This window comes from Gemmatimonadaceae bacterium (genome assembly GCA_035606695.1).
Classification (GTDB): Bacteria; Gemmatimonadota; Gemmatimonadetes; order Gemmatimonadales; family Gemmatimonadaceae; genus JAQBQB01.
Genome location: DATNEW010000009.1, coordinates 50,654 through 64,116 on the forward strand (window position 1 = coordinate 50,654; position 13,463 = coordinate 64,116).

Here is a 13,463-nt window from a genome sequence, read left to right on the forward strand (position 1 = left end):
CCACGCCCAACCCTGAGTGATGACCAAGATCGAGGAGCACGACGCGATGATCTGTCGTTCCTGCGGGAACGAGGAGCGCGCGTCGGAAGGCTATCCGTGTGTCGACTGCGGCACGTTCATCTGCGTGATCTGCGACATGCGCGGCATCACGCGGTGTCGCAGCTGTCAGGCGAAACGTGAGGCAGCGGCAGCCGCTGCCGCGAAGCCGGCGGCCACGTGACACCGGATCTCGATCTCAGTGCATTGGGCATCGCCGTCGGTCATGCGACCGATGAGGCGGGCGGCACGGGCGTAACGGTCGTGCGCGGTGTGAATGGGCCGCTGCGCGCGGGCGTCGCGTTGTTCGGACGCGCGACCGGTAGTCGCGAGCTGCACACGGCGTCGGCGGAGCATCTCGTTGGCGGGCGTATCGACGCGATCATGCTGACCGGCGGTTCGGCGTACGGGCTCGATGCCGCGGCGGGTGTGATGCGCTGGATGGAAGAGCGCGGCCAGGGGTTCAACGTCGGTCCGGGCGTGGTGCCGATCGTCCCCGCGGCGGTCGTGTTCGATCTCCTGCCATTCGGCCGCTTCGACGCGCGACCGACGCCGCAGATGGCATATGAGGCGTGCGAGTCCGCCGCGACGAAAGGCATCGCCGAGGGATCGGTGGGCGCGGGCACGGGCACGACGGTCGGTCATCTCTATGGGCCGGCGGGCGCCATGAAGGGCGGTTTCGGCGGTGCGACGATCACGAACGGCGACGGGCGCGTCACGGTCGGCGCGGTCGCCGTGGTCAACGCGTTCGGCGACGTCCGCGACGGCGACGGGTTGATCATCGCCGGCGCGCGCGCGCGGCGCGGGTTCGCCGACATGGCGCGCGTGATGCTCGGCAGCGAGATACCGCCGCCGGCGGCATTTGGAGAACTCAAATTAAAGAATACGACATTGTGCGTCGTGGCGTCGAGCGTGCCGCTCGCCGCGGCGAGTCTGACGCAGCTGGCGCGCGCGGCCGGCGCGGCGCTGTTCCGGCGGATCACGCCGGTCGGGACCTCGTTCGACGGCGACGTGGTGTTCGCGGTCTCGCCCTGCGAAGGCGAACCGTCGCACCTGGCGAATCTGATGATCGAATCGCTCGGCGTCGCGGCGCTGGAGCAAGCGATCGAGCGCGCCGTGCGCACGGCGCGCGGCCGCGACGGCATTCCGGGACTCGCTGATGGCTACTGAGACGCACGTCACCGAGCCCGATGCGCCGATCCTGTTCGAGGCGACGGTGCGGACACCCGTCGCGCCGATGCACAGCGAGCCGCGCATCGCGAGCATGATGATCTCGCAGCAGCTCGCCGGGCATCGCGTCGACGTGCTCGACGAAGAGGGCGACTGGGTGCGGGCGCGCGGCGCCGACGGCTATGACGGCTGGATGCACACCGGCTTTCTCGCGCGGGCACCGCGCAACACCACGCGACAGAGCCGCCAGGCGACGCGCATCTCGCTGGGTTGCACGACCTACACCGCGTCGGGCGATCGACGTGCGCTGCCACTCCGTGCGCTGCTCGCGCCCGACGAATCAGTGAAATCCGGCGACGTTGTCGAAGCGGTTCGCGCGGCCGAGCGTTTTCCGCTCGATCCGATCGCGATCACGCGCAGCGCGCAGGAGCTGTTCGCCGGCACGAGCTACCTCTGGGGCGGTGTCACGCCGTGGGGTGCGGATTGCTCGGGTCTGGTGCAGAGCGTGTACGCGCTACACGGCATGCAGCTGCCGCGCGACGCGTGGCAGCAAGCCGAGCTCGGGACCGACGCGGGCCGCGACATCGGCGAGCTCAAACCGGCGGATCTGCTGTTCTTTTCCGATCGTCCGGATCAGCGCATCACGCACGTGGGGATCGCGCTCGGCGAGCGGCGCATGGTACACCTCGCGCTGGGACGCGGAGGGTTTTGCGTCGAACGATTGGATAATCGGGCGGATGCCTATGTCGACCGGCTGCGCGAGCGGTTTTTGTTCGCGAGACGGTTTTTGTGAAGGCGGTCGCGCCTGCGGCGCGAGGCCTCGTCTGAAAGCGAGTTGACCCTCGCCGGCGAAGCCGGCGGCCATCCCCTCGGCGCGCGAGCGCCGGCCATCCCCTCTCGCGGCCATAGGCCGCGGGCCGGACCGCTCTTCTCAGCTCAACATCCCACTCGGCGTCATCTGCGCAGCCGTTCGAACCTGCACGCCAATGTCTATGGTATGATCGCCGTCGATCGCGATCGCCATCACGTAGGCACCCGCCGCGTCCATCGGCAGATCGAGCTGCGCGATCAACGGAAGATCCATCTCCGTCACGCCAGGCGGCGGTGCGCCGACATTCAGATCGCCGGAGCTGTTCCACAACTCCTGGCCGTTCGGACTGAGCCAACGAAAGCTCACCGTATGCTGGCCGACGTCGGAGCCCGTCCCTTTCAGATGCACGACGAGATGCGCGCGCGGATGAACCGCGGGCAGCGTCGCCACCTGCAGCGCGTCGAACACGCCGAGGATGTTGAGCTTCCCTTCTTGAGAGAGATTCGCCGCGTCGGCGAAGAGCGCGAAAGACACGTGCATGATGCAACATAGACAGGGCGCGCAAGACACGCCTAGGTTTGGTGATGGCATCGACTGCAGGAGAATCGGTCACGCCCGGCCACGCGACATCGACGCGGCCGGGCGTTTGGCTCACGGACGCCTCGCTCGTCCTGATGGCCATCATCTGGGGCGTGAATTTCAGCGTCGTGAAGTTCGGCACCACGCTCGTGGATCCGCTCGCGTACAATGCGTCGCGCGCACTGCTCGCCGCGGTGCTCCTCGTCGCCATCGTGAGTGTCGCGCGCATGCCGTTTCCGTCGCGGCGCGACATCGGCGCGCTCATGGCGCTCGGCGTGCTCGGCAACGGGATCTATCAGTTTTTCTTCGTCATCGGCATCTCGCGCACGAGCGCGAGCGATGCGGCGCTCGTCGTGGCGGCGTCGCCGGCATTCATCGCGATCATCAGCCGCGTGCGCGGCGTCGAGCGCGCGACGCGCAAAGGCGTCGTCGGCATTCTCTTGTCGATCGCAGGCATCGCGCTCGTCGTGTTCGGCAGCACCGAGAATGCGCAAGGACATTCGTCCATCTCCGGCGATTTGCTGGTGCTCTGCGGTTCGCTCGCGTGGGCGATTTACACGGTGTTGCTCAAGCCGTATACCGAGCGCATTCCCGGCATGCAGCTCTCGACGTGGACGATGATCGGCGGAGCGATCGTGCTGCTGCTCGTCGCGGCACCGGCAATGGTCCGCACGAACTGGGTCGGCCTCCCGCCGCTCGGATGGGCATCGGTGCTGTATAGCGGCATCTTCTCGCTCGTCATCGCGTACCTGTTCTGGTATCGCGGCGTACGCGTGATCGGACCCACTCGCACGGCGATGTACTCGAACCTGCAACCCGTGATCGCGGTGCTCGTCGCGTGGGGAATGCTCGGCGAAGTGCCGACGGTGTGGCAGGGCGTCGGCACCGCGTCGATCATGGCGGGCCTCATCCTGACGCGTTCGTGAGCGAAGTGAACGACGACGTTACGCTCGTTCTGTTCGACATCGATGGGACCATCCTCGCCGGCGGTGGTGCGGGGAAGCGCGCCGTGACGCGCGCGCTCGTCGAAGTATTCGGAAGCGCGGGGCCGGCGGACCACCGCTTCGACGGCAAGACCGATCCACAGATCGTGCGCGAGCTGATGCGTCACGAAGGCCATGCAGATCCGCACATCGACGACCGCATGCCGCTGCTGCTCGAGCGATACCTCGCCTTTCTCCACGAGGAGCTCGAGCGTCCGCCGCATGCCCGCGTGTTGCCCGGCGTCGTCGAATTGCTCGACGCACTTGAAGCGCGCAGCGACGTGGTGCTCGGTCTGCTGACCGGCAATCTTGCGGCGGGTGCCCGTGCCAAGCTCTCCGCGGTCGGTGTCGATCCCGATCGCTTTCGCGTCGGCGCGTTCGGCTCGGACCACGAGACGCGCGGCGAGCTACCCGCCGTGGCACAGCGCCGAGCGCGTGATGAGCTCGGGCTGCAGGTGCAGGGACGGGACGTCGTCGTGATCGGCGACACGCCGAACGATCTCCAGTGCGGCATCGCGATCGGCGCGCGAGCGATCGGCGTCGCGACCGGGCACTACACCGTCGAGCAGCTGCTGGCCTATCGGCCCGCGGCTGTCTTCCGCGACCTGTCGGACACCTCGGCGGTCGTCGAGGTGATCGTTTCGCGCACGCACCGCCCGTAGATTTCTGGCATGAGCGAGCGCGTGTTTCAACTCAGCGCACTGCGCATTGGACGCACCGACGTCGGCGACGCCGTGCTGACGATCGACGACGACACGCTCGTCTTCGCGGTGCACGGCGATCGCGAGGCGCGCGCGCTGCGCGTGACGCATGCGTCGATCGACACGCTGCGCCAGACGGCGACGGAGCTCGCGCTGACGCTCCGCGACGGGACGACGATCGCCATCGACGTACTGCCCGAGCTTGCCGACGAGCTCGTGGGCCGCTGTCAAACAGTGCCGGAGCTGACGCGAACGCTGCGGTCGTTCGGCTCACGTCGTCGCGGGCGGCGTGCGACCGACGTCGAAGCGGACCGCGCGTCGCTCGAGCAGCGCCGATTCTTCGCGCCGCTGCTCGAGGCGCGCCGCGGCGCGATGCACGCCAGGGGAGCGAGCGCGATCGCCGCGTTCGACGCGACGGCAATCGCCAAGGCGCTTGCCGACACGCTGAACGAATTCGCCGCGGCGAGATACGCGCAGCCGGGTCCCGCGCGCCGTGCGCTCGAAGCGGAGCTCGAGGAGATCATCGAGCCGCTGGATGGGGCGCTTACCGAGCTAGCTAGGCTTTCGGCCGACGCCGCGGCCACCATCGACGATCTGCGATTGTGGCGCGCATGGTCGGTGCAGCTGCGCAACACGTTCGAGACGGCGGACCGTGTGTGGATTGCGCTCGACGCGGCGCTCAGCGGAGTGCGCTCGACCACATGATCGCCGGCATCGGCATCGACGCCGTGGAGATCGACCGGGTCGAACGCATGTACGCGGAGCTTGGGGAGCGCATGTTGAATCGGCTGTTCACCGGCGACGAGCTCACGTACGTCACCGACAAGATCGCGCCCGCGCAGCATCTCGCCGTTCGCTTGGCCGCGAAGGAGGCGGCCTACAAGGCGCTCGCCGGCAACGAGCTGGCGCGCGGGATCGGTTGGCGAGACGTGGAGGTCGTATCTCGCGAGGATGGCGCGCCGATGCTTCGCCTTCACGGCCGCGCCGCGCAGCGATTCGCGGAGCTCGGCGGCCAGACGATCCATGTGTCACTCACGCATAGTGTTACAACCGCTGTCGCCGTCGTGATCGTCGAGCGCTAAATGCTTTACCTTCCGAGGCCTACACCCATCCTCGGAATCCCGATATATTCCCTCGGCAATGCATAACGGAATCAAGCTCGGCCGCGCTGCCGCGGTTCTGGCCTGGGTGCTGTGGGCGCCGACAGTCGCGGCGCAACAGGATCGTCCGGTCCAGCGCGTCGCGACGATCGTCAGCGTGGCCGTCGAAGAATACGGAAAGGGCATCGATGAAAAGGGCCGCCTGATCTCGAACGACGAGTATCAGGAAGCCGTTGGATTCCTCGTCGATGCGCAGACGGTCGCTCAGCGTTTGCCGGGCAACGCCGCCGCGTCGCGCGCGCTGCTCGATTCGATCGTCGCCGCCGTCAAGGCGAAGCGCCCGTCGCCCGCGCTGGCCGAGCTCAGTCAGCGATTCACCGCATCGCTCGGCCGCGAAGCACAGCTCGATCTTCCGAAGAAACCGATCGATCTCGCGGAAGGGCAATCCCTCTTCGCCAAGAATTGCTCGACCTGCCACGGACCGCGAGGCATGGGCGATGGTCCATCGGCGGCCGCGCTCAGCCCCAAGCCGACCGCGCTCGCGAGCGAACAGATCATGCGCGACGTCACGCCGGCGATGATGTTCCGAAAGATCTCCGTCGGGGTCACCGGCACCGCGATGCCGTCGTTCGGAAGCTCGCTCACCGCCGATCAGCGATGGAGCATCGTCAGCTATCTCGCGACGCTCAGGCATCCATCCATGCGAGTGGCCGAGGGCGAGGGATTATACGCGCAGAATTGCGTGTCGTGTCATGGCATGACGGGTCTCGACGACGGAACGATCGCGCGCGCGCTGAGCAAGTTGCCGCCGGAGCTCGGCTCGTTCGAGTGGCAGGCCGAGCGGACGGACGAACAGCTCGCTCAGGCGGTGATGAATGGCGTGCCCGGCTCGCCGATGCCGCCGGCGAACAATCTGAAACCTGATCAAGTCGACGCGATCGTGGCGTACTTGCGATCGCTGCCGACGCGGCCGCGCACGCAGGAGGCAACGATCGCGTCGGCCGATACCGGCGCCGCGGCGGCGGGCGCGGCGGCGCTCTCGCTGCTCGAGCAATCGCTCAACTCGGCGCGCAATGGCCGATTGAGCGAAGCGGGCGATCGCGCGTTCGACGCGTATCTCGCGTTCGAGCCGATCGAAACGCCGGCGCGCGCGCGCGATCCAGGCGTCGTCGCGTCGATGGAGCGGCTCTTCGCCGACTTCAAGGGCGCCATTCGCGGCAACGATCTGAATGGCGCGCAGCGCGCATACGATGCGCTCGACGCGAACATGCCGCGCGTGATCGAGCTGACGCGACCGTCCGGCAGCGGACGCGAGGCATTTCTTCAGAGTTTCCTCATCATCCTGCGCGAGGGCTTCGAGGCGATCCTCGTCATCGGCGCCGTCGTGGCGTTCCTGCTGAAGACGGGCCACCGTGAGCGCCTGCGCTCGATCTGGATCGGCATCGTGCTCGCGCTGCTGGCCAGCGGCGCCACCGCGGTCATCCTGCGCACGGTGCTCAGCGAGATTCCGGCGACGCAGGAGATCGTGGAAGGCGCGACGCTGCTCGTCGCGGTCGCCGTGCTGTTTTCGGTGAGCTATTGGCTGATCTCGCGCGTCGAGGCGGCCAAGTGGCAGCAGTTCATTCGCGAGAAGGTGAACACGGCGCTCGAGCATGGAGGCGGCCGCGCGCTGGCGTTCGTCGCGTTCCTGGCGGTCTATCGCGAGGGCGCCGAGACGGCGTTGTTCTACCAGGCGTTGTTCAATGAAGGCGCGCACGTCGCGCTGCCGATCAGCTTAGGGATCGTGCTCGGCTTCGTCGCGCTGGCCGTGATCTTCACGCTCTTCTATCGATACGGCGTGCGCATTCCGCTCCGTCCGTTCTTCACGGTGACGAGCGTGCTGCTCTACTACATGGCCTTTGTGTTCATGGGGAAGGGCGTGCGGGAGCTCCAGGAAGGGAACGTCGTTCCGATCAGCGTCATTCGTGGACTGCCGACGATCGAGGCGCTCGGACTGTATCCGACCTGGCAGACGATTCTCGCGCAACTCGTGTTGCTCGCGTTGTTCGTGTTCGCGGTGGCGAAGACGTTCTGGCCGAAGCGATCCGTCACGCTCCCGACCGTGCAGCCAGAGGCGCCGTCCTCGGCGCTGGCCACGGAGATCGACCGGTTGCGGGCGGAGAATGAGGCGTTGAAGACGCGTCTCGCGGCGGTGGAGGCTGTTCTCGCGTCGCCAGTTCAGTCGCCGAGACCGTAACACCTTACCACGGAAAACTGCTCGACGTGCACGGACAGGCACGGAGACGGCGTGAACTGCAGTTAACAGCAGTTCAAAACAGATTCTTTTTGAACACCCTCGGGACGCTTCGATTTACGAAGCGTCCCGAGGGTGTTTTTCAAAGAGTCTTCAACCGCAGTTGCAGTTGCAGCTGTTCCGCCGTCTCCGTGCCGATCAGTGAACGTCGCAGTTCCCAGTCCGTGGTAACAGTTCAAAAAAGGTTGGTGGCTAGGCGGGCGCGAGAATCCCTGACTTCCCCTCGCTGATCTTGCTCCGGGCGGACATGATCGCCACGCCGACAACGACCACGGCGAGTGCGATCAGCTGTGCCATACTCAGCCCAAACGCCCACGCAAACCGATCGTCCTTCGCGCGGAAGAACTCCACGATGAAGCGCTCCACCCCCGCGAGCACACACCACACGCCGAACAACCACCCTTCGGCGTGATCGTGGTCGCGGAGGCGCCAGAGAATGGCGAACATCACGAACCCGAGCACCACCTCGAGCAGTTGCGTCGGATACACCGAGACGATCGTGTTCGGATCCATTCCAGCCGGAAAGTCGACGTGGAAGGTCTTGTGCATCTCATACACGCTGGACACCGGCGCGCCCTCCGGGAACTTCACCGCGAGCGGGCCATTGTACACGCGGCCGTAGTCGTCGCCGACGGCCCAGCAGCCGGTGCGGCCCACCGAGTATCCGGCGGCGATCGCGATGCCGGCCACGTCCGCGAAGCGCACGAAGCTCAGCTTCTTGTAGCGAATCGTGGCCCAGCAGAGCAGCACCGAGCCGATGAACCCGCCCCAGAACACGAACCCGCCGCGGCTCCAGAGATCTCTGATGTCGTGCGTCACGACGATCACGTAATAGAGTTTGGCGCCGAGCAACGTGCCGATGAGCGCGGCGAACAGGACGTCGGCGACCGCGGCGGCCTCGCGATCCCGGCCTCGTCGCGCGAGCTCACGCTCGGAGATGATCTGCGAGATGAGGAACGCCAAGAGGACCGCGATCCCGAATCCCGTAAAGCTGAATCCGAGAATCGAGAAGTTGAACGCGTGGTGAACGATCGGTGTGGCGGCGAGCGTCATGCGGCGACGACTCCGGGAATGGGCTGGCTGGCGTAAGCGTTGAGATCGAGCGAGGCGCGTTCACCGCGCTCGAGGTGGAACAGACCGGCGCGCGCGATCATGGCGGCGTTGTCGGTCGCAAGACGTGGCGACGGCGCGAATATCTCGACCCCGCGCAAGGCGAGACGTTCCCGCATCGCCGAAACGAGCGTCGCGTTGCCGGCGACTCCGCCCCCCAATACGACTCGGCCCCGTCCATACTGGCGCGCCGCACGATTGGTTTTTTCGACGAGCGTCTCGACCAGCGCGTCCTGAAAGGCGCGCGCGATCGCGCCGCGATCGGCCTCGCCGTTGCCGTTGCCGGCACGACTCTTCGTCACCGCGTTGAGCACGGCGGTCTTGAGCCCGCTGAACGAGACGTCATAAAACTCTGAATCCTCGGGTCGTTGGTCGCGGCGCAGCATCGGCCGGGCGAAGCGCAGACGCCCGGCATCGCTCATCGCGGCAAGACGTTCGACGTGCGGGCCCCCAGGATAGGGCAACCCGAGCAGCTTCGCAACTTTGTCATAGGCCTCGCCGGCTGCGTCGTCGCGCGTTCGACCGAGCAGGCGATACCGTCCCCATGCCTCGACGTCGAGCAGCAGCGTGTGACCGCCCGACACCAACAGTGCCGTAAACGGAGGCACCGCGGCCGGATGCTCGAGTGCGGTCGCAAAGAGATGCCCTTCCATATGATGCACGCCGATCACCGGCACGCCTCGCGCGTACGCGAACGCCTTGGCGTAGCTCACGCCAACGAGCAGCGCGCCGACGAGCCCGGGCGCATTCGTGACGGCGACCGCATCGATCCGACCGTCGCCCGCATCGGCGAGCGCACGCTCGACCACCGGCACGATCGCCGTGAGATGCGCGCGCGACGCAATCTCCGGAACGACGCCGCCGAACACGCGATGCACATCCTGCGACAGAATGACGAGCGACTCGAGCGACACGTCGTCGCCTGTGCCATCGAGCACCGCGGCGGACGTTTCATCGCACGACGTCTCGATCCCGAGGACGCGCATCACGGACGTGGAAGCAGCTTGAGCTGCACTTTGACCTGCGGCGGCTTCACGCGCAGCGGCCCGAATCCCGTCGTGTCGATGTCGACGAGATGTGGAAGGGAATCGGGATACGTGAGCGTCGTCTTGATCGTGCGCACGGATGGAATGCGCAGCACCAGATGGCGCGGGCCGGTCACCTGCACGGTGTCGGGCTCGAACTCCGGCGTCACCGGCCCTTGATACTGTACCGTCGCGATGTCGATCGCCGAATGCACGGCGACCTTGCGCGTCCAGGTGGACTCGAAGCGGAGCGTCACGCTCCGCGGCTGCACGTCGCGCACGACGGCGTCGACGCCCTCGGGGAGCGCCACGTCGTCGGGACGCAGATCCAGCACGACGGTGTCCGGCGCATCGGCGGCGATCGTGCGCCGAATCGTCAGCCCGTCGGAGTTGAGCTTGATCAGCTCTTTCGGCGACCCGGCGACGATCGCCTGCAGCTGCGGCGGCGGCTCGCGCAGCACGAGCGAGCTGTCGAGGACCGGCATGAAGCGAACAGAGACCAGCTCGAGCTGCGGCTCCTTGTCGTTCACCACGAACCACAGCACGACGGCGAGAAACAACGCGGTGGCCTTGAGCCCGAGTCGCTCCGTGAACGCCGCGATGATGTAACGACGCGCGCGGCCGCCTGCTGCCGTAACCCGAGGCGTGGGAGCCGCGCTCATGCGTCGTTCATGCGTCTTGCAGGTGCATCAACGGCCGCCGGACGCCGCGATCGCCTTGGGCGTTTCGATGCCGAGCAGTTGGGCGATCAGCGCGCGGTTGCCCTGTGACGACCAGTCGTCGGCGCCGATCCACTTTTTGCGAATGCGGCCGTCGGTGCCGATGACGAACGTCTCGGGGTATCCGGTCACCTGATACGCTTTCTCGATCGCGGCCGTCGAATCGTGCAAGACGGTGAACGTGACGCCCAGATTCCGCGCGAACCGCGCGATGGAATCCTCGCTCACCTTGGGATACCCGGGCGACCCGTCGATGCTCACGGCAACGAGCTGTAATCCCTTCGGACCGTATTCCTTATATAATTTCTCTAAACTCGGAATCTCCTGAATGCACGGGCCGCACCACGTGGCCCACACGTTCAACAGCACCACCTTGTTCTTGTAGTCGGCGAACGTCCGCGTCGTGCTGCCGTTCAGCACCTTGGCGGTGAACTCCGGCGCGCGCGAACCCGGCTCCACGGGAAACAGGTCGCCGCCCATGTAGTGCACGCCGATCGCGAGCCCGAGGCCCAGCACCGCAATCACCGCCGCCACCACCGTCCATTGCTGTCGTGCCGTCATACCGACACTCCGCAGCGCGCACGCAGCGCATTGATCTCGCCCTTCGAATCCTTCGCCGAAAAAATTGCGTTCCCGGCCACGAACGTGTCGGCGCCCGCCTTCCACACCTCGGCGATCGTCTCGCGATTGATGCCGCCATCCACCTCGAGGGCGGCATCGCTGCCTTCTTCGTCGAGCATCAGGCGGGCGCGCCGCACCTTGTCGATCGAATACGCGATGAACTTCTGTCCGCCAAAACCGGGATTGACCGACATGATCAACACGAGATCGATCTCCGGCAGAATCTCGCAGATCGAGTTGAGCGGCGTCGCCGGATTGAGCGCCACACCCGCACGACACCCCAGCTCGCGAATGCGATTGAGCTGGCGATGCAAATGCGGCGCGACTTCGGCGTGAATCGTCAGCCCGCTCGCGCCGGCGGCGGCGAAGTCGTCGAAGTACCTCTCCGGCTCGACGACCATCAGATGCACGTCGAGCGGCAGCGACGTGCGCGACCGCACCGTCTCGATCACCTTGGCGCCGAACGTCAGATTCGGCACGAAGCGGCCGTCCATGACGTCGATGTGCAGCCAGTCGGCACCACCGGCCTCGCACATCGCGATCTCGTCACCCAGCCTCGCGAAGTCGGCGCTGAGAATGGACGGCGCGATGCGAACCGTCATGGCTTGTTCGCGTTGCTCACCGTCAATGTCACCGCGGTCCCTTCGGCCTCTTTGGTACCGGCCGGCGGGTCCTGGCTCAACACGGTGTTGACGGGGGTCGCTTCGCGATACTCCGCGTCGCCGCGCGACGCCGTGAATCCCACCGCGGCCAGCCGCTTGGCCGCGTCGTCGAAGAGAAGCCCGGTGACGTTCGGCACCTTCGCGTTGCCGGGCACCACGCCCGACGGAAAGATCACGAACGCGACGATGAGATACGCGATCAGAAACCCGCCGATGATCACCGCCGCGTACGGCAGCGATCCGCGGAGCCTCATTCGAAGACTCATACGGCGCTCGCCCGCTTGCGGAGCCGCGCCGCGAACGCGCCGTCGGTGCCGTCGCGCTGCGGGAGCACGCGCAAGAGACCGTTGTCCAGCACCTGAGCCGGCACCACACCCTCGGGCGGCGGGTCGAGCTGCCAATCAGAATTCTCTGATAGGAAGCGCTGGATGTGCTCCTCGTTCTCTTCAGGCTCGAGCGAACACGTACTGTAGACCAGCAGCCCGCCGGGCTTGACGATCGTCGCGGCGGCGCGGAGGATGCCGCGCTGCACCGACGACATCACCGCCAGGTCGGACATCTTGAGGCGCCACCGCGCGTCGGGATGGCGGCGGAACGTGCCGGTACCGGTGCATGGCGCATCGACGAGCACGAGATCGACGGGTCTGATCGCCGGCATCCGCGCATCGGCGACGTAGGCGTGCATCGTCGGAATCTCCAGACGATGCGCGTTGTCGATCACGCGCTGCAGACGAACCGGCGAGAGGTCGCTCGAGAAGACCTGACCGGCCTGCCGCGACAGCTCGATCGACTTGCCACCAGGCGCCGCGCATACATCGGCGACGATCGCGCCCGTCGGCACGCACGCATACTGGGTGACGAGCGTCGAACCGGGATCCTGAAGATGGAACAATCCCTGACGAAACGGTCCGAGCTCGGTGAGCGACGACACGGGACTCGACAAGACGATGCTGTCGCGTGCGAGCGGTGCATCGTCCACGTGAACGCCGGCCGATTCGAGCATCGCCTCGAGTTGCTCGCGCACCGCGTGATACGGACGCGCGACCAGCGGCGCTTCGCGATTGTTGGCGTCGAGCAGCTTCTGCGTTGCCGCGATTCCCCAACGCTCGACCCAGCGTGCAACGATCCACCGCGGATGCGATCCCTCGAGCGACAACACATCGATGGGATCGGCCGGCCGCGGAAGCTCGAGCGCATCGCGCTCGCGGTCGAGGCGGCGCAGCACCGCGTTCGCAAGCTTGCTCGCGCCGATTCCATGCCGGCGCTTCGCCAGCTCCACGGTCTGCGCGATGGCCGCATACGCCGGCACGCTCTCCATGTAGAGCAGCTGCGCCGCGCCCAGCCGCAACAGATCGAGCAAGTCGGCGTCGAGACGAACGGTGCCGCCGCGCACGCGGGCGTCGAGATACGCGTCGAGCCGCGCGCGCCGGCGCAGCATGCCGTAGACGAGCTCGCGCACCCATCGCCGGTCGCGCGCGTCGAGTCGCGCCGTGCGCCGATCGAACGACGGATCGAGCAGCTCGCCGCCACGAAGATCCGTGCAGATCTCCGCCGCGGCGTAGCGCGCGTCGGTGATTCCGCCGTGTGGAACGGCGAGACCGCCGTTGCCACCCTCGCTCGAACGACGATCCTGATCAGCGCCTGGCATACTAT

16 protein-coding genes are annotated in these 13,463 nt (G+C 66.6%); 8 read left to right on the top strand and 8 right to left on the bottom strand.

The window, feature by feature from the left end:
- The first annotated feature begins 19 nt into the window (after positions 1-19).
- From VN706_02600 to VN706_02610, 3 genes are read left to right on the top strand one after another with little or no spacing between them, the layout of a single operon-like run.
- Positions 20-220, top strand: coding sequence for a hypothetical protein (locus tag VN706_02600; protein HXT14492.1), 201 nt, complete (start codon positions 20-22; stop codon positions 218-220).
- Positions 217-1,206: a P1 family peptidase gene (locus tag VN706_02605; protein HXT14493.1), complete on the top strand. Its 990-nt coding sequence runs from the start codon at positions 217-219 to the stop codon at positions 1,204-1,206. Before VN706_02600 ends, VN706_02605 begins: the two co-directional genes overlap by 4 nt.
- A complete protein-coding gene (locus VN706_02610) occupies positions 1,196-1,999 on the top strand; it encodes an SH3 domain-containing C40 family peptidase (GenBank protein HXT14494.1) in 804 nt (267 codons plus the stop codon). Before VN706_02605 ends, VN706_02610 begins: the two co-directional genes overlap by 11 nt.
- 138 nt (positions 2,000-2,137) lie before the next feature.
- Here VN706_02610 and VN706_02615 read toward each other — a convergent pair whose 3' ends face one another.
- Complete coding sequence (locus VN706_02615) at positions 2,138-2,557, bottom strand: hypothetical protein (protein HXT14495.1); 420 nt, start codon at positions 2,555-2,557, stop codon at positions 2,138-2,140.
- A 44-nt stretch (positions 2,558-2,601) separates the two neighbouring features.
- Between VN706_02615 and VN706_02620 the strand changes: the two genes are divergently transcribed.
- Genes VN706_02620 through VN706_02640 form a run of 5 tightly spaced genes read left to right on the top strand, consistent with a single transcriptional unit; the run spans position 2,602 to position 7,616 of the window.
- Positions 2,602-3,522, top strand: a complete 921-nt coding sequence (locus VN706_02620) for an EamA family transporter (GenBank protein ID HXT14496.1) — start codon at positions 2,602-2,604, stop codon at positions 3,520-3,522.
- The gene (locus VN706_02625) at positions 3,519-4,241 is read left to right on the top strand and encodes a haloacid dehalogenase-like hydrolase (GenBank protein ID HXT14497.1); all 723 of its coding nucleotides are present in this window, start codon (positions 3,519-3,521) and stop codon (positions 4,239-4,241) included. The genes VN706_02620 and VN706_02625 overlap by 4 nt, the downstream gene beginning before the upstream one ends.
- Before the next feature lie 9 nt (positions 4,242-4,250).
- Positions 4,251-4,985 carry a hypothetical protein gene (locus tag VN706_02630; GenBank protein HXT14498.1) on the top strand — a complete coding sequence of 245 codons (735 nt, stop codon included), beginning with the start codon at positions 4,251-4,253 and terminating at the stop codon, positions 4,983-4,985.
- Positions 4,982-5,362 (top strand): holo-ACP synthase, encoded by a 381-nt coding sequence (locus VN706_02635; GenBank protein ID HXT14499.1) that lies wholly within the window; start codon positions 4,982-4,984, stop codon positions 5,360-5,362. The genes VN706_02630 and VN706_02635 overlap by 4 nt, the downstream gene beginning before the upstream one ends.
- Before the next feature lie 58 nt (positions 5,363-5,420).
- Positions 5,421-7,616: an FTR1 family protein gene (locus VN706_02640; protein HXT14500.1), complete on the top strand. Its 2,196-nt coding sequence runs from the start codon at positions 5,421-5,423 to the stop codon at positions 7,614-7,616.
- 249 nt (positions 7,617-7,865) lie between these two features.
- Here the strand turns inward: VN706_02640 and VN706_02645 are convergent, their stop codons facing one another.
- Genes VN706_02645 through rsmB form a run of 7 tightly spaced genes read right to left on the bottom strand, consistent with a single transcriptional unit; the run spans position 7,866 to position 13,458 of the window.
- A complete protein-coding gene (locus VN706_02645) occupies positions 7,866-8,726 on the bottom strand; it encodes a prolipoprotein diacylglyceryl transferase family protein (GenBank protein ID HXT14501.1) in 861 nt (286 codons plus the stop codon).
- Positions 8,723-9,769, bottom strand: coding sequence for a tRNA (adenosine(37)-N6)-threonylcarbamoyltransferase complex transferase subunit TsaD (gene tsaD, locus VN706_02650; GenBank protein ID HXT14502.1), 1,047 nt, complete (start codon positions 9,767-9,769; stop codon positions 8,723-8,725). The genes VN706_02645 and tsaD overlap by 4 nt, the downstream gene beginning before the upstream one ends.
- Positions 9,769-10,470, bottom strand: a complete 702-nt coding sequence (locus VN706_02655) for a hypothetical protein (protein HXT14503.1) — start codon at positions 10,468-10,470, stop codon at positions 9,769-9,771. The genes tsaD and VN706_02655 overlap by 1 nt, the downstream gene beginning before the upstream one ends.
- A gap of 27 nt (positions 10,471-10,497) precedes the next feature.
- Positions 10,498-11,088 carry a TlpA disulfide reductase family protein gene (locus tag VN706_02660; protein ID HXT14504.1) on the bottom strand — a complete coding sequence of 197 codons (591 nt, stop codon included), beginning with the start codon at positions 11,086-11,088 and terminating at the stop codon, positions 10,498-10,500.
- Positions 11,085-11,750, bottom strand: coding sequence for a ribulose-phosphate 3-epimerase (gene rpe / locus VN706_02665; GenBank protein ID HXT14505.1), 666 nt, complete (start codon positions 11,748-11,750; stop codon positions 11,085-11,087). The genes VN706_02660 and rpe overlap by 4 nt, the downstream gene beginning before the upstream one ends.
- On the bottom strand, positions 11,747-12,064 hold the full coding sequence (locus VN706_02670; GenBank protein HXT14506.1) for a PASTA domain-containing protein: 318 nt from the start codon (positions 12,062-12,064) through the stop codon (positions 11,747-11,749). Before VN706_02670 ends, rpe begins: the two co-directional genes overlap by 4 nt.
- An 8-nt stretch (positions 12,065-12,072) precedes the next feature.
- Positions 12,073-13,458, bottom strand: coding sequence for a 16S rRNA (cytosine(967)-C(5))-methyltransferase RsmB (rsmB, locus tag VN706_02675; protein HXT14507.1), 1,386 nt, complete (start codon positions 13,456-13,458; stop codon positions 12,073-12,075).
- Positions 13,459-13,463: the final 5 nt, after the last annotated feature.